At 65.1% G+C, this 20,833-nt stretch carries 18 protein-coding genes; 6 read left to right on the forward strand and 12 right to left on the reverse strand.

The annotated features are described in order from the left end of the window. Positions 1 to 110: 110 nt before the first annotated feature. The 5 genes from ACE3RX_RS19705 to ACE3RX_RS19725 are packed head-to-tail and all read left to right on the forward strand — an operon-like array spanning position 111 to position 5,238. Complete coding sequence (locus tag ACE3RX_RS19705; RefSeq protein WP_374486670.1) at positions 111 to 566, forward strand: MarR family winged helix-turn-helix transcriptional regulator; 456 nt, start codon at positions 111 to 113, stop codon at positions 564 to 566. After that, positions 559 to 2,628 (forward strand): FUSC family protein, encoded by a 2,070-nt coding sequence (locus tag ACE3RX_RS19710; protein ID WP_374486671.1) that lies wholly within the window; start codon positions 559 to 561, stop codon positions 2,626 to 2,628. Before ACE3RX_RS19705 ends, ACE3RX_RS19710 begins: the two co-directional genes overlap by 8 nt. Continuing rightward, the gene (locus tag ACE3RX_RS19715) at positions 2,625 to 2,831 is read left to right on the forward strand and encodes a DUF1656 domain-containing protein (protein WP_079432871.1); all 207 of its coding nucleotides are present in this window, start codon (positions 2,625 to 2,627) and stop codon (positions 2,829 to 2,831) included. The genes ACE3RX_RS19710 and ACE3RX_RS19715 overlap by 4 nt, the downstream gene beginning before the upstream one ends. A gap of 17 nt (positions 2,832 to 2,848) precedes the next feature. Further along, positions 2,849 to 3,775: an efflux RND transporter periplasmic adaptor subunit gene (locus ACE3RX_RS19720; protein ID WP_374486672.1), complete on the forward strand. Its 927-nt coding sequence runs from the start codon at positions 2,849 to 2,851 to the stop codon at positions 3,773 to 3,775. Further along, positions 3,772 to 5,238, forward strand: coding sequence for an efflux transporter outer membrane subunit (locus tag ACE3RX_RS19725; RefSeq protein WP_374486673.1), 1,467 nt, complete (start codon positions 3,772 to 3,774; stop codon positions 5,236 to 5,238). Before ACE3RX_RS19720 ends, ACE3RX_RS19725 begins: the two co-directional genes overlap by 4 nt. A 69-nt stretch (positions 5,239 to 5,307) precedes the next feature. On the opposite strand, the gene ACE3RX_RS19730 is transcribed toward ACE3RX_RS19725, so the two are convergent. From ACE3RX_RS19730 to ACE3RX_RS19750, 5 genes are all read right to left on the reverse strand, one after another. Further along, positions 5,308 to 5,622 (reverse strand): c-type cytochrome, encoded by a 315-nt coding sequence (locus ACE3RX_RS19730; RefSeq protein ID WP_374486674.1) that lies wholly within the window; start codon positions 5,620 to 5,622, stop codon positions 5,308 to 5,310. Positions 5,623 to 5,666: 44 nt separating this feature from the next. Next, a complete protein-coding gene (locus ACE3RX_RS19735) occupies positions 5,667 to 7,727 on the reverse strand; it encodes a thioredoxin domain-containing protein (protein ID WP_374486675.1) in 2,061 nt (686 codons plus the stop codon). Positions 7,728 to 7,806: 79 nt separating this feature from the next. Next, the gene (locus tag ACE3RX_RS19740; RefSeq protein WP_374486676.1) at positions 7,807 to 9,546 is read right to left on the reverse strand and encodes an autotransporter assembly complex family protein; all 1,740 of its coding nucleotides are present in this window, start codon (positions 9,544 to 9,546) and stop codon (positions 7,807 to 7,809) included. 54 nt (positions 9,547 to 9,600) lie between these two features. Beyond that, positions 9,601 to 13,257 (reverse strand): bifunctional proline dehydrogenase/L-glutamate gamma-semialdehyde dehydrogenase PutA, encoded by a 3,657-nt coding sequence (gene putA, locus ACE3RX_RS19745; protein ID WP_374486677.1) that lies wholly within the window; start codon positions 13,255 to 13,257, stop codon positions 9,601 to 9,603. Between the two features lie 104 nt (positions 13,258 to 13,361). Further along, a complete protein-coding gene (locus ACE3RX_RS19750) occupies positions 13,362 to 14,363 on the reverse strand; it encodes a class 1 fructose-bisphosphatase (RefSeq protein ID WP_374486678.1) in 1,002 nt (333 codons plus the stop codon). A 132-nt stretch (positions 14,364 to 14,495) separates the two neighbouring features. Between ACE3RX_RS19750 and ACE3RX_RS19755 the strand changes: the two genes are divergently transcribed. Next, complete coding sequence (locus ACE3RX_RS19755; protein ID WP_374486679.1) at positions 14,496 to 15,755, forward strand: D-amino acid dehydrogenase; 1,260 nt, start codon at positions 14,496 to 14,498, stop codon at positions 15,753 to 15,755. Here ACE3RX_RS19755 and ACE3RX_RS19760 read toward each other — a convergent pair. The 7 genes from ACE3RX_RS19760 to ACE3RX_RS19790 form a co-directional block, all read right to left on the reverse strand. Then, positions 15,752 to 16,639: a flagellar brake protein gene (locus ACE3RX_RS19760; RefSeq protein WP_374486680.1), complete on the reverse strand. Its 888-nt coding sequence runs from the start codon at positions 16,637 to 16,639 to the stop codon at positions 15,752 to 15,754. The two genes, ACE3RX_RS19755 and ACE3RX_RS19760, sit on opposite strands and share 4 nt — an antisense overlap. A gap of 94 nt (positions 16,640 to 16,733) precedes the next feature. Next, a complete protein-coding gene (locus ACE3RX_RS19765) occupies positions 16,734 to 17,090 on the reverse strand; it encodes a DnaJ family domain-containing protein (protein ID WP_374486681.1) in 357 nt (118 codons plus the stop codon). Between the two features lie 25 nt (positions 17,091 to 17,115). Continuing rightward, positions 17,116 to 17,610, reverse strand: coding sequence for a hemerythrin domain-containing protein (locus ACE3RX_RS19770; RefSeq protein WP_374486682.1), 495 nt, complete (start codon positions 17,608 to 17,610; stop codon positions 17,116 to 17,118). A 101-nt stretch (positions 17,611 to 17,711) separates the two neighbouring features. Further along, the gene (locus ACE3RX_RS19775) at positions 17,712 to 18,143 is read right to left on the reverse strand and encodes a ClpXP protease specificity-enhancing factor (protein ID WP_374486683.1); all 432 of its coding nucleotides are present in this window, start codon (positions 18,141 to 18,143) and stop codon (positions 17,712 to 17,714) included. Positions 18,144 to 18,217: 74 nt separating this feature from the next. After that, positions 18,218 to 18,814, reverse strand: a complete 597-nt coding sequence (locus tag ACE3RX_RS19780; protein WP_374486684.1) for a glutathione S-transferase N-terminal domain-containing protein — start codon at positions 18,812 to 18,814, stop codon at positions 18,218 to 18,220. Between the two features lie 104 nt (positions 18,815 to 18,918). Continuing rightward, on the reverse strand, positions 18,919 to 19,665 hold the full coding sequence (locus ACE3RX_RS19785; protein WP_374486685.1) for a cytochrome c1: 747 nt from the start codon (positions 19,663 to 19,665) through the stop codon (positions 18,919 to 18,921). 14 nt (positions 19,666 to 19,679) lie between these two features. Beyond that, a partial coding sequence (locus ACE3RX_RS19790) for a cytochrome bc complex cytochrome b subunit (RefSeq protein ID WP_374486686.1) occupies positions 19,680 to 20,833 on the reverse strand: 1,154 nt, incomplete at its 5' end.

Consider the following 20,833-nt stretch of genomic DNA (forward strand, 5'->3'; position numbering starts at 1 on the left):
CGTGGCCAGCCCTGCCCATGTAAGGGTTTTACACAGTGTGCGGCACAGCAAAAATATAGAAAGCTTGCTATATATTATTTAGCGCTGTCGCTCTCACACCTGTTCCGATCATGGACAAGACCCGAATCCTTCGTGAAGCCGCTGTCACCAGCAATCTCGTCCGCCTGTCGCGCATCTACCGCCGCGCCGTCAATGATGCCGCCCTCGCCCACGGTTTGTCGGACGCGCGGGTGCTGCCGATCATCCATTTGAGCCGCCTTGGCGACGGCGTGCGCCACGGTGTACTGGCCGAAGACATGGGGATCGAAGGCCCTTCATTGGGCCGCTTGCTCGACCAACTGTGCCTGGCCGGCCTGATCGAGCGCCGCGGCGATGCAGGCGACAAACGAGCCAGGCTGCTGTACCTCACCGAACAGGGCCACATGATGGCCGCCACGGTCGAAAAGCTGATCGAGGAACTACGCAGCAAGCTCCTCGCCCGTGTGGCGGACGAAGACCTCGACGCCGCCCTGCGGGTGTTCGCCGCCTTCGATGCTGCACTGCATCCCGGGAACAGCGATGAATAAGCTGCTAACGGCCTTGCGCTTCGAACGAAGCGCACTGCTGTTTTCCTTCAACAGCTTCGCGGCGGCGATGCTAGCCCTGTACGTGGGCTTCAGCATCGGCCTGCCACGGCCTTACTGGGCAATGATGACGGCCTACATCGTCAGCCACCCCCTGGCCGGCGCCGTGCGCTCGAAGGCGATCTTCCGGCTGTGCGGAACGCTCGTCGGTACCACGGTCGCGCTGCTGCTGGTCCCGCCGCTGGTGGACTCACCAGTACTACTGTGCCTGGCGATCGCGCTGTGGATCGGCGCCTGCCTGTTCATCTCCCTGCTCGACCGCACCCCGCGCAGCTACGTGCTGATGTTGGCCGGCTACACCGCGGCGATCATCGCCTTCCCGAGCGTCAACACGCCGGACCTGATCTTCGACGTAGCCATCGCGCGCTTCGAGGAGATCTCGATAGGCATCGTCTGCGCCACCGTCGTCCACAGCATCATTTTTCCGCGGCCGGTCGGCGGCCCTCTGGTCGCCCGCCTCACCAGCTGGCTAGGCAGCGCCGACCAGTGGGCCCTCGACGTCTTGCACGAACGCAGCGCCGCCGAAACGGACCGGGAGCGCCGCCAGCTCGCCGCGGCGGAAACGGAGATCCACCTACTCTCCAAACACCTGCCCTTCGATACCTCCAACCTGCGCGAGATCACCAACGTCGTCCATGCGCTGCACACCCGCACGCTGGTCCTGATTCCGATCATCGACGGTCTGAACGACCGGCTCAGCGCCCTGCGGGCCGACGGCCACGCCCTGTCACCCGCGGTCGCCCGGCTGATCGATGCCGTTGCGGCATGGATCTCCGGCGGCGCCGACAGGGACCAGGCTGATCCCTTGCTCACCGAACTGAAATCGGTGGCGGCCGCCACGCCCCACGACGCAGACTGGGCCACGCTGCTTTCCGCCAGCCTGCTGACCCGCCTGGTCGACCTCGTCGAGACACTGGGCGACAGCCACACCCTGCTGGACCACGTACGTCGTGGCAAACCCCTGTCGGCTGAACTCTCCGAACAGGTGGGCAGCCGCGAACACCGGCCCCTTCATCGCGACTACGGCATGGCCTTGCTGTCCGCCGCAGCCGCCAGCATTGCGGTGCTGCTGTGCTGCGCCCTGTGGATCATGAGCGGCTGGCGGGACGGCGCGGCGGCGGCGATGATCGCCGCGGTGGTGTGCTGCTTCTTTGCGACGATGGACGACCCAAAGCCGACCATCGCCAGCTTCGGCATCTTCAACCTGGTGGCGCTGCCGATCGCCGCGGTGTTTCAGTTCACGGTGATGCCCCAGGTCAGCGACTTCCCGATGCTGGTGCTGGTGCTGGCGCCGATCCTGCTGCCGATGGGCATCTACATGGCCGCACCGCGCACCCTGGTGCCCGCGATGGCCATGATTACCGGCTTCTGCAACGCGCTGGCCCTGCAGGAAACTTTGAGCCACCAGGACTTCGCCGACTTCATGAACGTCAATACCGCGATGTTCGTCGGCGTGCTCATCGCCTTGTGGGTCACCGGCTTCATGCGCTCGATCAGCGTCGAGACCAGCGCACGCCGTCTACTGCGACACAACTGGCGGGATCTCGCCCACCACGCCCGGGCCGGCGCATCGGCCGAGCCCATCGCCCTGGCCGGCCGCCTGCTCGACCGCCTGACCCTGCTGACCCCGAAACTGGCCGCAGTGTCCCAGAGCGGAGCGTTGCGCGGCGTCGACGTCCTTCATGACTTACGCATCGGGATGAACCTGGTCAGCCTGCAGAAAGCCAGCCCGGGCTTCGAGGCCACCACACGCGACCTGACCGAACGTGCCCTGGCCGGCGTCGGCGAACACTACTCGCAGCGCTCAGCCGGCGGCCTGTCTGAAGCCCCCGCCAGTCTGCTCGTCGACATCGACCACGCCCTGCACGCGATTGCCGAAGAGCCTCCCTCTACGGCCAAGCTTGCCGGCCTGTCGGCCATGGTCGGCCTGCGCGGCAACCTGTTTCCCAAGGCCACGGCCTATCAGGCTGCCGGCCCGCTCTTGATGAAAGGATCTTCCACATGATCGGGGAACTCAACCTCGACGGCGTGCTGGTTTCGTCGATCCTCGTGTCGACGCCCCTCGCCTTCGTCTTCTCCTTCCTGCTGCGCCGCGTCTTCTCTCTGGTCGGGTTGTACCGCATCGTTTGGCATCCTGCCCTGTTCGACGCCGCAGTGTTCATGATCGTCTGGTCCCTCGTCATCCGCCTGCCCATGCCCTCCTTTTGATTGAAGGTAATGCTCCCGTGAAACCGCTTTATCTTAAGCTCCTCCGGATCGCCGTGACCCTCGCGGCGGTCATCCTTGCCCTCTTCGCGTCCCAGCGCCTGTGGGATCACTACCAGGTCGAACCGTGGACCCGCGACGGCCGTGTGCGCGCCGACATCGTGCCTGTCACGCCCGATGTCTCGGGCCTCGTCACCCACGTGGCGATCCATGACAACCAGTTTGTGAAGCAAGGCCAGGAACTCTTCCAGATCGACACTGAGCGCTATCGCCTGGCCGTGAAGCAGGCCGATGCGGCAGTTGCCACCGTGCGCGCCAATCTTGAGCAGGCTCGCCGCGAGGCACGCCGCAACGCCCAGTTGTCAGCCCTGGTGGCGCAGGAAACCGTAGAACAGAGCCGCGAGAAAGTGGAGCTCGGCGAGGCTCAGCTCGCCCAGGCCATCGCCAACCGGGATCTGGCGGCCCTCAACCTGGCCCGCACCAAGATTGTCGCGCCGGTGGACGGCTACCTCAGCGACCTGTCCCTGCGCTCGGGTAACTACGTGACCGCCGGCAAGCAGGTGCTCGCCGTGCTCGACACCCATTCCTTCCACGTGGACGGCTACTTCGAGGAAACCAAACTGCAGGGCGTCAAGATCGGCCAGCCCGCCAGGATCCGCATCATGGGCCGCGAGCAGGAACTGCGCGGCCACGTGGAGAGCATCTCGGCCGGTATCGAGGATCGCGACCGCGCCAACGGCAACAACCTGCTGCCCAACGTGAACCCGGTGTTTACCTGGGTGCGCCTGGCCCAGCGGATTCCGGTACGCATCGCCCTCGACGAAGTACCGAAGGATCTGCAACTGGTCGCCGGCCTTACCGCCACCGTGGCCATCGTCAACAAGGACGGCAAGAGCGAGACCACAACGTCCGCTGGCTCGGCGACCACGGGCGGAGCCGCCAAATGAAAGCCCTGCACACCCTCGGCGTGCTCGGCCTCGCCCTTGGCCTGGGTGCCTGCACTACGGTAGGCCCCGACTACCATGTGCCGGAAAAGGCCGCCATCAACCTGCCCGCCGCGCAAGGCGCCTTCGTCGGCAGCAGCAATGCCAGCGTCCGCAGCGAGCCCCTGCCCGCCAACTGGTGGAAGCTCTATGACGACGCCACGCTCAACGGGCTCATCGAGACCGCCTTCGCAGCCAACACCCAGCTGCGCGTCGCCTCTGCCAACCTCGCGCGGGCCCACGCCATCGTCGCCGAGGCCGAATCGGCCAGCGAGCCCGCAGCCCGCCTGAGCGGCGCCGTGGCCCGCGAAAAGGTCGCCGGCCAGGCCTATCTGCTGAAGGAGAACATCCCGCCGATGAGCCTCGGCATCGGTGGCCTGGCAGCCGCCTACCAGCTCGACCTGTTCGGCCAGTTGCGGCGCTTGACGGAAGCGGCCGAAGCCGACGCCGAAGCCAGCCAGGCCGCCGTCGACCTGGTGCGCGTCAATATCGCCGCCGACGTGGCGCGCGCCTATGTCGAAGCGTGCTCGGCCGGTTACCAGAAGCAAGTCACCAAACGGGCCCTGCAGCAGCAGGAAGACAATCTCAACGTCGCCCGCAAGCTGGCCGACGCTGGACGCGGGACAGTTACCGACGTAACCCGCGCCAAGGCTCAGGTGGAGCAGATCCGCGCTTCACTGCCCACTTACGACGCCCGCCGCAGCACCGCGCTATACGCCTTGGCTGCGCTCACAGGCCGTCCGCCCGCGGAGTTCCCGCAGGCCCTCGCCAGTTGCACGCAGCTCCCAAAGCTGAGCGCACCGATCCCGGTCGGCGACGGCACCGCCCTGCTCAAGCGCCGCCCGGACATCCGCCAGGCCGAACGCGGGCTCGCCAGCGCCACCGCCCGCATCGGCGTGGCGACGGCGGCCCTCTACCCCACGGTGTCCATCGGCCTGACTGCGGGCCTCACCGGCCTACTGCACGACCTCGGCCAGCCCGACACCCAACGCTGGGGCATCGGCCCGCTGATCAGCTGGACGATTCCCGGCGGCCTCGAATACGCCCGCATCGAGATCGCCAAGGCCGGCGCCGAAGCCGCACTGGCTCGCTTCGACGGCGCGGTGCTCGGCGCCCTGCGCGACACTGAAACCGCGCTGGCAGTCTATGCCCGCGAACTCGACCGCAATGCCGCGCTGCGCAAGGCACGCGATGAAGCCGCCGAAGCGGCCCGCCAGGTCGAAACCCTGTACCGCGGCGGCCGCGCGCCTTACATCAATGACCTGGACGCCCGGCGCAGCCTCACCAGCGCAGATGCGGCTCTCGCCGTGTCGGACAGCCAACTGGCCCTGGATCAAGTCGGCCTGTTCCTCGCCCTGGGCGGCGGCTGGGAGCAGACGCCGGATGCCAAGAACGTCCATTCCTCGCAAGCTGCCGGACATCACTGAGCAGCTGAGGCCAAAAAACAAAAAACCAGCCCGAGGGCTGGTTTTTTGTGCAACGGCAAAGCCGGCGGCTTACTTCTGGCTCAGCACCCAGGCCACGAGGGTCTTGGCTTCGGCCGGGTTGACCTGCGGGTTGGGGGGCATCGGGACCTGACCCCAGACACCGGAGCCACCCTTCTGGACCTTCTCGATCAGCTTGGCTTCGGCGGTCTTGTCGCCCTTGTACTTGGCAGCCACATCCTTGTAGGCGGGGCCGACAACCTTCTTGTCCACGGCGTGGCAAGCCAGACAGTTCTTGGCCTTGGCCAGATCTGCGCCAGCATCGGCGAAAGCGGCGGAAGTGCCCATCAGACCGGCGATGGCGGCGACAGCAACGAGTTTCTTCATTGTGATCCTCTCGAGTTGTGTGGCAGAAAAAAGCTGCGCGGAGTCTACGCCGCGCCTTCGGGTTTGCCAATTGCCGCGAGTGCGGCATCAAGCGCCGGCCAGGCAGCAAACGGGGGCAAGCAAGTAACGCCCGAACACAGCCAGGCGTTGACGGTCTCGCCGGCCGGTTTGTCCAGGACCGGCGGAAGCTCGCGCACGCCCGGCGGCAAGGCTACGCACAGCAGGCCAGGCCTGTAATCTCCCATCACCCGGCGCGACCATTCAGGCAGCGCCGCCGATCCGCCCCGCAAAACCAGCAGAGACGACGGCTGCAAGTGCTCAGCCAGCGCAACAGCCATGCTTGCAAAGCCCATTGCACTGACCTTCATCGCCGGAAAGAAGGCCTGCAACGTACGCTCAGCGGCCGCCAGGTAGCGCGTCTCACCGGTCAGGTGGCCGAGCCGCCCGAAGACCTGCGCGGCGACGCCGTTGCCGGATGGCATTGCATTGTCGTGGCCACTTTTCGGGCGATGGATCAGCGCCTCATGATCGTGGCGTGTGAAGAAGAAGCCGCCGCCCGCCCGGTCCTCAAAGGCGTCGAGCAGCGCATCGGCCAAGTCTTCGGCAAACTCCAGATCCTCCGGCCGGTAGGCCGCCTGCAGGCTTTCTATCAGTGCGGCGATCAGAAGCGCGTGGTCATCCAGGTAGGCATTCAGGTGAGCCCGTCCGTCCTTGTAGGTCGCCAGCAGACGGCCGTCCTGCCAGAGGGTTCGACGGATGAAGTCGATGGCCTGGGTCGCCACCGCCAGCCAGTCGTTACGACCGAAAATGCGCGCAGCGTGGGCCAGGCCGTGGATCATCAGCGCGTTCCAGCTGACCAGCAGCTTGTCGTCGCGGCCAGGACGCACGCGGCCCTCCCGGCGGGCGAACAGCTTGGCACGCGCGCGCTCCAGCACTACCTCCGTATCGGAGAGCGTCATGCCGAGTTTGTCGGCGACGCCAGCGAGCGGCTTCGCTACGTAGAAGTGCCAGTGCTTCTCCTCGAAGTTGGGTGGCCGCGCCACGCCATAGTGCTGGGACAGCACGCGGTACTCCAGATCGTCGAGGCTATCGTGCACCTCCGCCTTGTCCCACACGTAGAACTTGCCCTCCTCGTGTTCCGAGTCGGCGTCCAGCGAGGATGCGAAGCCGCCTTCCGGCAAGCGCATCTCCCTCAGCACCCATTCGGCGGTGCGCTCTGCCACCCGGGCAAACAGCGGCTCGCCAGTGAGCACCCAGGCGTCGGCATACAGTGCGAGCAGGGGCCCGTTGTCGTAGAGCATCTTCTCGAAGTGGGGAATGTTCCACCAACCATCCACGCTGTAGCGGGCGAAGCCGCCGCCCAGTTGGTCGAAGATGCCGCCTTCCGCCATGCCTCGCAGGGTTTTCAGCGCCATATCGCGGGCAGCCACATCACCGGTCGCGGCAAAGCGGCGCAGCAGGAAATCGAGGTCGGCAGGATGGGGAAACTTGGGCGAGCCACCAAAACCACCATGCTCCTCGTCGAAGGTAGACGCCAGCCCCTCCTGCAGGGCGCGTAAGGGCGCGGTAGTGAACTCCGACGGATGGGCGCTGCCGGTCGCCTCGCTGCGGGCCAAGGCGGCACGCAGCCCTTGGTTCTGCTCGTCAATGGCCTGGCGCTGGGTCATGAAGGCTTCATGGACCCGCTGCAGCAGATCCGGAAAGCCCGGCAAGTTGTAGCGCGGCGCCTTCGGGAAGTAGGTGCCGCTGAAGAAGGGGTTGCCGTCCGGCGCTAGGAACACGGTCAGCGGCCAGCCTCCGCCGCGCCGGGCGAGCATCTGGTGGGCGGCCTGGTAGATCTGGTCGAGATCGGGGCGCTCTTCCCGATCCACCTTGATGTTGACGAACAGGCGGTTCATCACAGCGGCGACTTCGGGATCTTCGAAGGACTCATGGGCCATCACATGGCACCAGTGGCAGGCCGAGTAGCCGATGGACAGCAGGATCGGCCGATCCTGCCGGCGGGCCAGGTCGAGGGCGTCCTCGCACCAGGGCCACCAGTCCACCGGGTTGTCGGCATGCTGCTGGAGATAGGGTGAGGTTTCGTGCTGCAGTCGGTTGGGCATGGGGGCTCCCGCTGGGGTTTTGTCGGTTTTGTACGGCGTTTTGCGTTGGAGCCCCGATCCAAGCAAAAGTTGTGCGGTATCAGAAGGCAATCGCTACTGCGAACTGCAGGCGCAGCCGGTGATCCCGCTGGCCATAGGCGAGATCCAGTGCGATGGGGCCGGCTGGGCTCTTCCAGCGCGGGCCGAAGCCATAGCCGAAGTTCATCTTGAACAGCTGGCGCTCGTCGTTCGCATTGCCTGCATCCACGAAGGTCGCCACGCCCCAGTCACCGGAATACCAATGCACGTACTCGGCGCTGGTCACAGCAAGGTAGCGCCCGCCAACCGTCGCCGTGCCATCGCGCACGCCAAGGCTCTGGTAGGCATAGCCGCGCACGCTCTGGGAGCCGCCGGTGCGGAACAGGAAATCCTGCGGCACGCCGTCACGGGACGGTGCCACAGTGACGCCGCCCTCCGCCCGCAGGATCAGCACATCGCGCTTGGCAACCGGCACGAAGAGCTGGTAGCGCCCGTAGAAGCGCGCGAAGTTGCGGTCGGACAGCAACACCTGGGCCGCGCCACCAACCTGCAGGTTGAGCACCTGGCCGGCCCGCGGGTCAAGGATATTGTCCACTGCCCGACGGGTCCAAGACCAGTTGGCGGCCAGGGCCTTGCGGCTGGACGGAAGGCTGCCGTCAGGGGTCAGGGTTTCGTGCTGGAAATTGAGGGACAGGCGGTTCTCGATATTGCCGCGGGGGATTGTGCGTACCACGCCAATGGACTGGCGCTGGGTCTGCAGCCCTGAGATGTCGGTGTGCTCGGCCAGCACACCGACGCTGTCCAGGTCTCCAGCTTGGGACGGCGGCAGGAACACGTCGGCGTAACCGAGCTGGCGGCGCTGCTCGAGGCGGATACCGCTGACCAGGTTGTAGGCCCGGTCGAAGAAATGGGCATCCCGATAGGTCGTCTCGACCCGGTAGCCGGTGTTGCTGCTAGCGCCGACGCCGAAGCCCAGGCGGCGCGGCAGGGCTTCGGTGAGCTGGACGCGCAGCGGCGCCGCATCCGGCGTGGCGGACTCACGGTCCACATCCACCACCACCGAGGCGAAATACGGCGTGTTCTGCAGCGCGGTCTGAAAGCGCAGCAGGCGGTCAAGACTGTAGGGCTCGCCAGCCTTTGGCGGCTGGTAGCGCTCGATCAGCGACGGGTCGTAGCTGCTTAGGCCGCTTATGTCGAGCTGGCCGAAGCGAAATAACGGCCCGGAGTCCATGTCGACGTTCAGCGTCGCGCTGGCCGTCTCCGGGTCAATCAGCGCATGGCTGGCAGTGATGCTCGCCGCGGCGTAATCGCGGGCGCCCAGGGCATCCATCAGTTGCTGCTTGGCGGAGTCCCAATCAGCCTGCCGGAAGGGATGGCCGACTGGCAGGCCCCAGGCCGCCTTCAAGGCCTCGATCCGGGCTGGTCGCTCGCCTTCCGCGCGGCTCACGTCGCCACTGAAATGCAGATTGACCTGACCAATCATGGTTCGACGCCCCGGCGTTACGACGATACGGAAGGTATCGCCCGCCTCGGCGCTCTCGATTGAGGGGGAAAAGTAGCCTTCAGTCGCCAGAATCTCGCCGATCTCCTTGCGCGCCCGGCGCAGGATGGCTACCCGGCCACCTTCGTCCAACCCGCCTTCCGGCCGCTGGTCGAGGAAGTCCACGTGCTTTTCAAGCAGCGTCCGAAGTTCGTCCGGCGCCACCAGCTCGACGCGGGTGTCAGCCGCCTGAACCGAAACCGCCGCCCCGAGAACAAGGCAGGCGACCAGCAAGCGAAGGGTGAGGGAGCGGCGCAGCACGGACGGATTCTAGCAGCCCCTATTCCATCCGCGTTCCGCCACTGGCACCGTGCCCTACGCGTCCCCCAGGCGCAGCAAGCCGGTGTTGCCGCCGGTTGCGGAGGTATTGACGGTGACGCAGCGCTCATGGACCAGGCACTCCAGTGCGTAGTCCGGTGACGGCACCAGGAAGGGCAGGATCGCCCCGCTCCTGTCGGCAAAGGCTTGCCGCCAGTGAGCCGTCTCCGCAGTCGGAAGATCGGCCAGCACGGCAACCCACACACAGGTCAGCACGTTGGCGCAGGGTTCAACCCAAGCGTGGAGCGCCTCCGGCAGAGACGCCAGCCACGCCGCGGCAGCCTCATCCTCCGCCGGCAAAAGCATGCGATTGTCGGTCGCCAACGCCGCCGCCAGCTGGTGCAACCATGCGGCCGGGCGGTCCGCCAGCCCCAGGACAGCGCCACGGGTGTGGAAATGGAGCGTGTTGCGCTCGCCCGTCGGGCCCGGCAACGGCACGCTCACACCGGCCAGGGAGGCCCTGCGGTAAGCCGCGATCCGCTCGCATAGTTCGGCTTTCCAGGCCTCGTCGGGCGAGGGCAGTGCCGGGCCAGTCAACCAAGCCTCCAGCACGTCGAGCGCCGGCTTTGCAGGACGTGGCAGATCCGGCATGGGCGGTGGCGCGCCGCATACCAGACGGCGCAGGATCAGAGGCCCACCGGCCTTCGGCCCGGTACCCGACAGGCCTTCGCCACCGAAGGGCTGTACGCCGACCACGGCGCCGATCATGTTGCGATTGACGTACACGTTGCCGACCGGCATGCGCCGGACGATCCGGTCGATGAAGGCCTCCACCCTCGACTGGATACCCAGCGTCAGGCCGTAGCCGCTGGCGACCAGACTATCGAGCAAGGCGTCGAGCTCGCCCGCCGCGTAGCGCACCACATGCAGGACCGGGCCGAAGACCTCCCGCTTCAATTCATCCGGCCTGTTCAGCTCGATCAACGTGGGCACCACGAAATGCCCCTTCAGGCAGCCGTCCGGCAAGCTGCGGGCCAGTACCCGGTAGCGGTTGGCACGCATCGCGTCCACGTAGGCGTCGATCTGCACGCGGGCGGCGGCGTCGATCAACGGGCCCACGTCGGTGGCAAAGTCGTCGGGGCGGCCGACGCTCAACTCGGCCATCGCCCCGTCGAGCAGCTCAAGCACCTGCCCGGCGATGTCGTCCTGCACGCACAGCAGGCGCAGCGCAGAGCAGCGCTGGCCGGCGGAGTCGAAGGCCGAGCTCAGCACGTCGGCAACGACCTGCTCGGGCAAGGCGGTCGAATCGACGATCATCGCGTTGAGGCCGCCCGTTTCGGCAATCAGCGGCACGTCACCACGGCTGGCCAGCACCCGGTGGATACCCTCTGCAACCGCGGTCGAGCCGGTAAACATCACTGCGCGGATCCGCGGGTCTGCCACCAGTTGAGCACCTATGCGCCCGCCTGGCCCGGGCAGGCATTGCAGCACCGGGCGCGGCACACCGGCTTCGTGCAGCAGGGCCACGGCCTGATCCGCGATGAGGGATGTCTGCTCCGCGGGTTTGGCCAGCACCGGATTGCCGGCCGCCAACGCCGCAGCGATCTGCCCGGCGAAGATCGCTAGCGGAAAATTCCACGGGCTGATAGCCACCACCGGACCCAGCGGACGGCTACCCGCCAGGTCTCCAGCACGCAGGCAGCTGGCGTAGTAGCGGCAGAAGTCCGCCGCCTCACGGACCTCGCCCTGGGCCGCGGCAAAGGTCTTGCCGGCCTCGCGCACGATCAAGGCCACCAACGCATGGCTGCGCGCCTCCAGTGCCAGGGCGGCCCGTTCCAGGCACAGGGCGCGCTGCTCCGCATCGGCGGCCCAGCCCGATGCCTGAGCCAGGGCACTTTGCAGCGCAGCCTCCACGTCCGCTGCGCTGGCCCGGCGCAGCACGCCGACCAGTTCGTCGAGCTGCGCCGGATTGACGACCCGCCGTTCATCGCCGCCAGCAACGGTGTCCGCAGCGAGCCGAGGGCCCGCCTGCAGCAACTCGCCTCGGCTACGCTCCAGCGCGGCGAGGAAAGCCCGCCTCACACCTGCCGCCGCCAGATCGAAGCCGCGGCTGTTGCGGCGTCCCGCATACAGTGCTGCCGGTAGCGGAATCTGCGGGTGGGGACTCGCACCGGCTTCCTCGACACCGGGTACGGGGTCCGCAACGAGCCGGGACAATGGCACCGACTCGTCCACCACGCGGTTCACGAAACTGCTGTTCGCCCCGTTCTCCAGCAGCCGGCGCACCAGGTAGGCCAGCAGCGTGGCGTGGCTACCCACAGGGGCATATACCCGCACCGGGCGGCGCAGGGCCGGATCGTCGGCCTGGACGATCTGCTGGAACAGGGTCTCCCCCATGCCATGCAGACACTGGAACTCATAGTCGCCCGGGCGGAAGGAGCCGCCTATTTCAAGCACTGCGGCAACGGTATGGGCGTTATGGGTCGCGAACAGCGGAAACAGCGCATCCGGCGCCGCCAGCAAGGCCCGGGCGCAGGCCAGGTAGGCGACGTCGGTGTGCGCCTTGCGGGTGTACACCGGGTAGTCGCTCAATCCTTCCTGTTGGGCACGCTTGATCTCACCATCCCAGTAAGCGCCCTTCACCAGGCGCACCATCAGTCGCCGGCGGTGCTGGCGGGCCAACGCCAAGAGCCAGTCGATAAGCGCCGGCGCGCGCTTCTGGTAGGCCTGCACGACAAAACCAAGCCCCTGCCAGCCGGCAAGCGCAGGATCGGCAGCCAATGCGGCCAGCACGTCGAGGGACAGTTCGAGACGATCGGACTCCTCCGCGTCGATGGTCAGGCTGATGTCCTGGGCCTTGGCCAGCAGGCACAGCTGGCGGACCCGCGGCACCAGCTCGCGCATCACGCGGCGCTGCTGGGACCACACATAACGGGGATGCAGGGCCGACAGCTTGATCGAGATGCCGTTGCGTTGCTGGACGCCGTGCCAGCGCCCGCTCTCGCCCACGGCATGGATAGCCTGGGCATAGGCGGTGGCGTAACGGGCCGCATCGTCAGCGGTGATGGCCGCCTCGCCAAGCATGTCGAAGGAGTACAGATAGCTCGCTGCGGCGCCGCTAGCCGTACGCTCGAGCGCTTCGTGGATGGTCTCGCCAACGACGAACTGCTGGCCGACCAGGCGCATCGCCCGCTCAATCACCTCGCGCACCAACGCGCCGCTGCTCCGCTGCAGCAGGCCAAGCAAGGCGCCGGGCATGCGCCGCTCGTCGTCGGGCGTCAGCAGGCGGTCGGTGAGCGCCAGGCTCCAGGCCGCAGCATTGACGAACAGGGACGGACTATGGCCAATGTGACCCGCCCAGTCCCGATGGCACAACTTGTCGCGGATCAAGGTATCGCGCCCCGCCGCGTCGGGAATGCGCAACAGGGCTTCGGCCAGGCACATCAGCGCCACGCCTTCATTGCTGTCGAGGGAGAACTCGTTCATCAGCGCATCGACACCCGTGGCCAGGCGGCGCGTGCTGCGCACTGTTGCGGCGAGGGATTCGGCAAGCGCCGAGATGCGCGTGGCCTGTACGTCAGAGAAACGGGCGGCGTCAATCAGCGGCGCCAGCGCCTCCGCCTCGGGTCGTCGGGCGGCGTCTTCGATCCGCCGGCGCAGGACAGTCAGGTCGGCATTGGAAGACAGGCATGAGGGATCGAACGGCGCGGTCATGTCATCACCAGGCAAGAGCTGCATATGCCCGGTTCGACCACGCGCGACAGAAACGATTCAACCGGACCCGCCATTCGGGCCCGGTTGTCATGCAAAAAAGACGGTCAGCCTTCCTGGTGGTAGCGGGTCACCAGTTCCACTTCATTCTTCGAACCGAGCACCACCGGCACGCGCTGGTGCAGCTTGGTCGGCTGAATGTCGAGGATGCGCTCGCGCCCAGTGGTGGCTGCGCCACCGGCGGCCTCGACGATCATCGCCATCGGGTTGGCTTCGTACATCAGGCGCAGCTTGCCGCCCTTGTCCTTCATCTTGCTGTCGAGCGGATACATGAAGATGCCGCCACGGGTCAGGATGCGGTGCACGTCGGCCACCATCGAGGCCACCCAGCGGGTGTTGAAGTCCTTGCCGCGCGGGCCTTCCTTGCCTTCGCGCAGTTCACGCACGTAGCGCTGCACCGGGGCTTCCCAGAAACGCTCGTTGGAGCCGTTGATGGCGTATTCCTTGGTGTCCTCGGGGATCGTCATGTACGGATGGGTATAGATGAAGCTGCCCATTTCCCGGTCAAGGGTGAAACCATGCACGCCATCACCAACAGTCAGCACGAGCTGGGTGGACGGGCCGTAGACCGAATAGCCGGACGCCACCTGGGCGGTGCCGGGCTGCATGAAGTCTGCTTCGGTAGGCGACGTCACACCCTCCGGACAGCGCAGCACGGAAAAGATCGTACCGACCGAGATGTTGACGTCGATGTTGGAGGAGCCGTCGAGGGGATCGAACAGCAGCAGGTAGGCGCCCTTCGGGTAGTCACCGGAGATCGGCCGGATCTCCTCGACTTCCTCGGAGGCCATTGCCGCCAGGTGGCCGCCCCACTCGTTTGCCTGGATCAGAATGTCGTTGGCGATCACGTCCAGCTTCTTCTGGGCTTCGCCCTGCACGTTGTCGCTGCCGGCCTCACCAAGGACCCCGGCCAGCGCCCCCTTGGACACGTTGACGGCGATGGCCTTGACGGCGCGGGCAACGACTTCGATCAGCAGGCGCAGATCGGCGCCCATCAGGCCCTTGCGCTGCTGTTCGATCAAAAACTGGGTAAGCGTGACTCGACGCATGACTCGATTCTCCGGAATTGCCTGTGAAAGTACGGATTATCGCCCGGATCGATGCCTTCCGTCGTTTATGATTAGCAGCTGGATTGCCCGGGACGGTCGCCCGCCCCCTCCGAAAACTGTTCACAAGGCATCATGGAAGTCCTCGTCATCGGCGCCGGCTTGGCTGGCGTCTCGAGTGCCTGGTACCTCAACCAGGCCGGTTGCAAAGTCACCGTCGTCGAGCGCCAGCCCGGTCCGGGCCTGGAAACCAGCTATGCAAACGGCGGCCAGATCTCCGTCAGCCATCCCGAGCCCTGGGCCAATCCCGGCGCGCCGGCCACCGTGCTGCGCTGGCTCGGCCGCAAGGATGCCCCGCTGCTGTTCCGCCCCCGGGCCGATGCGGCGCAATGGCGCTGGGCCCTGGCCTTCCTGCGTGAGTGCCTGCCGGGCCGGACTGCCCGCAACACCGCGGCCATCGCCCATCTGGCCGACTACAGCCGCGACCAGTTGCGGGTGCTGCGCGCGGCCACCGGGATCGAGTACGAGGCGGGCACTGGAGGTATCCTGCACCTGTTCATGGATGCCGATGACTTTGCCCACGCCCCCGCCAAGCAGCAGATCCTGCAAGAACTTGGCATCCGCGCGCAGCTCCTCGACCCTGACCAGGCCGTGGCGCTGGAGCCGGCACTCACGTCGATGCGCAGCCGCCTGCTGGGTGTACTGCACGGCATCGACGATGAATGCGGCAACGCCCATCTGTTCTGCCGCGCCCTGGCCAGCAAAGCCACGGAAGCGGGTGTCCGTTTCCTCTTCAACACCCGCGTGGAGGCCTTCGAGGTACGTGGCCAGACCATCAACGGCCTCCGCATAAAAGACGCAGACGGCCGCACCGGCGTGCTGCAGGCCGATGCCTACGTGCTCGCGGCCGGCAGCTACAGTCCCTTGCTGGCGCGCCCGCTGGGAGAGCACCTGCCGATCTATCCCGTCAAGGGTTACTCGATCACGGCCCCCATCATCGATCCTTCGCGGGCGCCGACGCTGAGCCTGACCGACGAAGCACGCCGCGTCGTGTGCTCCCGGCTGGGCAATTTCCTGCGCGTGGCCGGCACTGCCGAACTCAATGGCTACAATCTGGAAGCGGATCCGGCGCGCAGCGCAGGAATCGTAAAGTGGCTGGATGAACATCTGCCGGGCGTTGCCGATGCCAGCCAAGCCGAGCACTGGTGCGGACTGCGCCCGACCACGCCGGGCAATGTACCGCTGATAGGCCCCAGCCGCGTGGGCAGGCTGTTCTTCAACACCGGCCATGGCACCCTGGGGTGGACCCTGGCCTGTGGATCTGGCCAAGCCATCGCCGATATCGTGACGGGACGGCCGCCAGAGCCGGACTTCCCTTTCCTCAGGACTCGCTAGACCACTCTGGCCTCAGCCGACTCCTCGAACAGGATGCGATAAACGAAAGCCGACAAGACGACCTGCTCGGCGTGGGGCATTTCTTCGAACTGAACCCCGTGGTGAACCTGAGGTTTCTCCCCTTCCGCCGCCGCCGTCGCGTGCACCGAGCGAAGTACGGCCGGGAGGGTCAGATACTCCTCGACCTCATTGACCACCACGCGGAACTTGATCGAGATCCGATCCTCCCTGACCCCCATCGGTGCCTTGGCGACCAGCATCGCTCCCCCCGTGCTCAAATCGAGAATCGTCGCCGCGTGGGAACGCCCATCCAACCCACTGACCGCAGCAATCAGGCTGACCCGGGCGCGGGCTCCGCGACGGACCACCAGGCCGCGGACCTGGTTCGGATAAGTCAGGTGCAGGTGAGGAAAGGGAACATTGGCGACCTTGAAGATCGTCGCACCAAAAGCGTACACGCTCTTGCCGGAGAACATGCGAACCACGAAGGCCTGACCTTCCCGCATCAACAGAACCTTGCCGTCCTGGGTCGGGGTCGTGACGAGGACGCTCTTGCCTTTCAGGTAACCGATCAGCTTCACGTAGTAGCGTTGCTGGCCGCTATCTGTCTGGACCTGCAACTGCAGGGTGTCACCGATGTCGAGCTTGATTTCGTCGAAGGCGCACAAATCGTCCGACGGTCGCTCGCCGCTCTCGGTATTCACGCGTGTCTCGCGCAGGTTGAGCTTGCGGAACAGGCCGCGCTCCATCAGGGCGCGCTTCTGGCTCTCGGTCTCGACAACCACGCCGCGGGCCAGCAACAGCTGCTTCTTCTCATCGTAGAGCGGCCAGTCCACCGGCTTGCCGACCTCGATATCACCGGTATTGATTCGCACGTAAGACATAAGCCATCCACCGTCGTCTGCCCAATCTCACGCAGATATCGACACGCCACCATACGACTTTAGAAATAATCCGGCCGAAGATCCGGCAGCAACATCATTTTGCGTCAGGATTCGCGGCCATCCGCCGCAAGAGCGCGGCCGAGACGTGGGCCAGGCCAGCCGCCTCGATGCGTGCCAGCAGAGCAGTCATGCGCAGGACCCGCCGCACACTGGCGGGTTCGTCGACCTGCACGCCCTGCTCACAAAGCCGGCGCAACTCCCGAAGGTCGGCCATCGCTGGCGGCACGTAGCCGGCGTTACGCAGGATGCGGTTGCTCATCCGGACTTCGGATGGAACGAGGAGATCGTCATCCAGCACAAGCGGGCGCCCTTCCCCCGGGAGACCGGACAACTGCCCTTTGGCGACCGCCTCGCGGATGCGCTGTTCCGCCAGGCAATCAAAGATACTCATGAAGCGCAGCCCGCACCGAGCCGCTTCAGGCTGCCTCGGACTCCGCCTCGCTCTTGGCCGGCGGCGTACAGCAGGCTGACGAGCCGTCGGCGCAGCCCTCATCCTTGGGCGGATTACGGATCTCGCCGGTCTCCGTGTCGAAACCGATGGATTCGAGGTAGGCAGCAAGGGCCGCATCCATCGACGCCACGTGGTTGTCGAACCACAGCGGCAATTCCTGGATCAACTGTCGTCCCAGCGCGACGTCGCCCCGCTCCAGGCGCTTGCGCACATCGCTACAGACCGCCAGCACGCGATCGTGCTCAGCCTTGTGGCAACCGGGGAAGCCGACGATCTCCATCCAGCGGTTTTCCTGGTCGAAATGCTCGACGGTATGCGCGATGAAGACATCCATCGCCGCCAGCAGCGCTTCGCCGGACACGTCCAGCATGGCGTTGTAAGCCTCGACGAATTCCTGGTGGGTCTGATCCATCGGCCCCAGGCCGAGAGCAAGTTTGTCAGTCCATTCCATGGCTGCCATGACGGGAAACCTCGAAGAGTGAAACGGGGCGCAACTCTAACCCGAACGGAGCGGCCTAGCCCTGAGCCAGATCAAGCACCGCCCGGACGCCGGGCGCGGTTTTATTTGACGAGCTTGAGGTGGCTGCGGAGACCACCCTTCGGCGGCTCAGGCATGTCGTCCGGCGCCTCCGCTGCAAGCTCGGGGGCCGCGGAGTCGAGATCGGCATCGCCGTCAGGAAGCTCGGAAACCTCGAAGGCCATTCCATGCCCATTTTCGCGGGCGTAGATCGCGGCCACGTTGTCGACGGGAATCGAGATGTTCTGCGCAACACCGCCAAAACGGGCCTGGAAAGCGATCAGTTCATTCCCCATCACCAGACTCTGGGTCGCGGCGGGACTCACGTTGAGGACGATCTGGCCATCCTGCACGAAATTGAGCGGTACGATGGTGTGCTTGTCGACGGCGACCGCGAGATAGGGCGTCAGCCCCTGATCGGTACACCACTGGAAAATCGCCCGGATCAGGTACGGCTTGGTGGAGATTTCGCTCATGACGAAGACTTTCCGGTGAGTGCCAAGATGAAGAGTTACCAACGGGGCCACGGGAGTGTGGCCCCGAAGGGCAATCAACGCCGCATGACCTTTTCGGACGGGGTCATCGCGTCGATGAAACCCTGGCGGCTGAAGATGCGCTCGGCGTACTTCATGAGCGGGGCAGCGGAACGCGGCAGTTCGATGCCGTAGTGATCCAGACGCCACAGCAGCGGCGCGATCGCGACGTCGAGCATGGAGAACTCTTCACCCAGCAGGAACTTCTGCTTGGTGAACATCGGAGCGAGCTGGGTCAGCTGGTCGCGGACGTGGGCGCGCTCCTTGTCGGCACCCTTGGGATTCTTCTCCAGGGCGTCGATGTGCGAGAACAGTTCGAGCTCGAAGGTGTGCAGCAGCTGACGAGCGCGCGCGCGCATGATCGGATCAGGCGGCATCAGCTGGGGGTGCGGGAAGCGCTCGTCGATGTATTCGTTGATGATGTTGGATTCGTAAAGCACCAGATCGCGATCCACCAACACCGGAACCCGGTTGTATGGATTGATGACCGCGATGTCTTCCGGCTTGTTGAAGAGATCAACATCAATCACCTGGAAATCCATGCCCTTTTCGAAGAGCACGATACGGCACCGGTGACTGAAAGGATCTGTCGTTCCGGAATACAAATTCATCATCGTTGTGTTACCCCACGGATACTAAAAATCACGCACCACGCGCTTGGCGCGTGGTGCGTCTTGCTATATGGCAGCAAGGGACAGCTTCGGCCGGAAAGCACCGATCAGTGCACGTCTCTCCAGTAGTTCTTCTTCAGAAGATAGGAGAGAACGAACAGAAGGCCAAGGAAGGCGATTACAGCGGTACCGATCGACTTGCGCGTCTCGGCCATCGGCTCACCCATCCAGACCAAGTAGGAGACGAGGTCTGCCACGGCATGGTCGTACTCCTCAGCGGTCATCTTGCCCGGCTTGGCAGGCGCTTCGATCTCGATTTCCTTCGACTTGCCGCCATGGCCATCGTCATGCTCGTTGATCTTGGCGGTCGCTTCGCCCTGCAGTTCGTACAGCACATGCGGCATGCCGACGTTCTCGAAGACCTTGTTGTTCCAGCCGGTCGGACGAGCGTCATCACGGTAGAAGCTGCGCAGGTAGGTGTACAGCCAGTCGGCACCGCTGCCGAACTCGGACGCACGCGAGCGGGAGATCACGGTCAGATCCGGAGGCGCCGCACCGAACCAGACCTTGGCCTCGTCACGCTGCATCGCAATGCGCATCGGCTCACCAATCTTGTCCGCCGTGAACATCAGGTTGTCCTTGATCATCTGCTCGGACAGACCGATCTGCTGCAGCCGGTTGTAGCGCATGTAGCTGGCGCCGTGGCAGTTCAGGCAGTAATTGACGAACAGCTTGGCGCCGTTCTGCAGGGCAGCCGGCTCGGTGGAGAGCGGAGCCTTGTCCAGGTGCAGTTCAGGACCGCTGGCCAGGGCCATCAGCGGCGTGAACAGGAGAGCTGTCAAAAGTTTTTTCATGGCTTTCATTCTCATTAACCGGTCACGCGTTCGGGCTCGGGCTTGCACTTGTCCATCTTCGACCACCACGGCATGGTGATGAAGAACATGAAGTAGTACAGGCTGAACAGCTGGGCCACGGGAGCGCCCGGGATCACGCCGAAGAAAGCATAGGAAGGCGGCTTGGTACCGAGGAAGCCGAGAATGCCGAAGGCAATGACGAACAGCGTCAGCATGGTCTTGTAGATCGGACCACGATAACGGATCGACTTCACCGGGCTGCGGTCAAGCCACGGCAGGAAGGCCAGGATCACCACGCCTGCGCCCATCGCGACCACGCCCCAGAACTTGGCGTCGAGGCCGAACAGCGGCCACACCATCGCACGCAGCAGGGAGTAGAACGGGGTGAAGTACCACACCGGCGCAATGTGCGGCGGGGTCTTCAGCGGGTCAGCCGGGATGAAGTTGTTGTACTCGAGGAAGTAGCCACCACCTTCAGGTGCAAAGAACACGATGAAGGAGAAGACGATCAGGAAACCGACCACGCCCACGATGTCCTTGACGGTGTAGTAGGGATGGAAGGGAATGCCGTCCAGCGGATGGCCATCCGGCCCCTTCTTCTTCTTGATTTCAACGCCATCCGGGTTGTTGGAGCCGACTTCGTGCAGCGCAACGATGTGAGCAACGACCAGGCCGATGAGGATCAGCGGCACGGCGATGACGTGGAAGGAGAAGAAGCGGTTCAGGGTCGCGTCGGACACCACGAAGTCGCCACGGATCACGATGGAAAGATCGGGACCGATGACGGGGATCGCGGAGAACAGGTTCACGATGACCTGGGCGCCCCAGAAGGACATCTGCCCCCACGGCAGCAGGTAGCCCATGAACGCCTCGGCCATCAGGGCCAGGAAGATCAGGGTGCCGAAGATCCAGATCAGTTCGCGGGGCTTGCGGTAGGAACCATAGAGCAGGCCGCGGAACATGTGCAGGTACACCACCACGAAGAACGCGGAAGCGCCGGTGGAGTGCAGGTAGCGGATGATCCAGCCGCCCGGCACGTCACGCATGATGTACTCGACGGACGCGAAGGCCGCAGGAATGCCGGAGGCGTTGAGCGCGGCATCGGGCTTGTAGTGCATGACCAAGAAGATGCCGGTCACGATCTGGATCACCAGCACCAGCAGGGCCA

It is taken from the genome of Zoogloea sp., assembly GCF_041914405.1.
Taxonomy (GTDB): domain Bacteria; phylum Pseudomonadota; class Gammaproteobacteria; order Burkholderiales; family Rhodocyclaceae; genus Zoogloea.

Bases quoted from the DNA above. Each gene is read 5' to 3' on its own strand.
- ACE3RX_RS19705 (WP_374486670.1), top strand. From the start codon at position 111: ATGGACAAGACCCGAATCCTTCGTGAAGCCGCTGTCACCAGCAATCTC.
- ACE3RX_RS19710 (WP_374486671.1), top strand. From the start codon at position 559: ATGAATAAGCTGCTAACGGCCTTGCGCTTCGAACGAAGCGCACTGCTG.
- ACE3RX_RS19715 (WP_079432871.1), top strand. From the start codon at position 2,625: ATGATCGGGGAACTCAACCTCGACGGCGTGCTGGTTTCGTCGATCCTC.
- ACE3RX_RS19725 (WP_374486673.1), top strand. From the start codon at position 3,772: ATGAAAGCCCTGCACACCCTCGGCGTGCTCGGCCTCGCCCTTGGCCTG.
- ACE3RX_RS19730 (WP_374486674.1), bottom strand. From the start codon at position 5,622: ATGAAGAAACTCGTTGCTGTCGCCGCCATCGCCGGTCTGATGGGCACT.
- ACE3RX_RS19735 (WP_374486675.1), bottom strand. From the start codon at position 7,727: ATGCCCAACCGACTGCAGCACGAAACCTCACCCTATCTCCAGCAGCAT.
- putA (WP_374486677.1), bottom strand. From the start codon at position 13,257: ATGACCGCGCCGTTCGATCCCTCATGCCTGTCTTCCAATGCCGACCTG.
- ACE3RX_RS19750 (WP_374486678.1), bottom strand. From the start codon at position 14,363: ATGCGTCGAGTCACGCTTACCCAGTTTTTGATCGAACAGCAGCGCAAG.
- ACE3RX_RS19755 (WP_374486679.1), top strand. From the start codon at position 14,496: ATGGAAGTCCTCGTCATCGGCGCCGGCTTGGCTGGCGTCTCGAGTGCC.
- ACE3RX_RS19760 (WP_374486680.1), bottom strand. From the start codon at position 16,639: ATGTCTTACGTGCGAATCAATACCGGTGATATCGAGGTCGGCAAGCCG.
- ACE3RX_RS19765 (WP_374486681.1), bottom strand. From the start codon at position 17,090: ATGAGTATCTTTGATTGCCTGGCGGAACAGCGCATCCGCGAGGCGGTC.
- ACE3RX_RS19770 (WP_374486682.1), bottom strand. From the start codon at position 17,610: ATGGCAGCCATGGAATGGACTGACAAACTTGCTCTCGGCCTGGGGCCG.
- ACE3RX_RS19775 (WP_374486683.1), bottom strand. From the start codon at position 18,143: ATGAGCGAAATCTCCACCAAGCCGTACCTGATCCGGGCGATTTTCCAG.
- ACE3RX_RS19780 (WP_374486684.1), bottom strand. From the start codon at position 18,814: ATGATGAATTTGTATTCCGGAACGACAGATCCTTTCAGTCACCGGTGC.
- ACE3RX_RS19785 (WP_374486685.1), bottom strand. From the start codon at position 19,665: ATGAAAAAACTTTTGACAGCTCTCCTGTTCACGCCGCTGATGGCCCTG.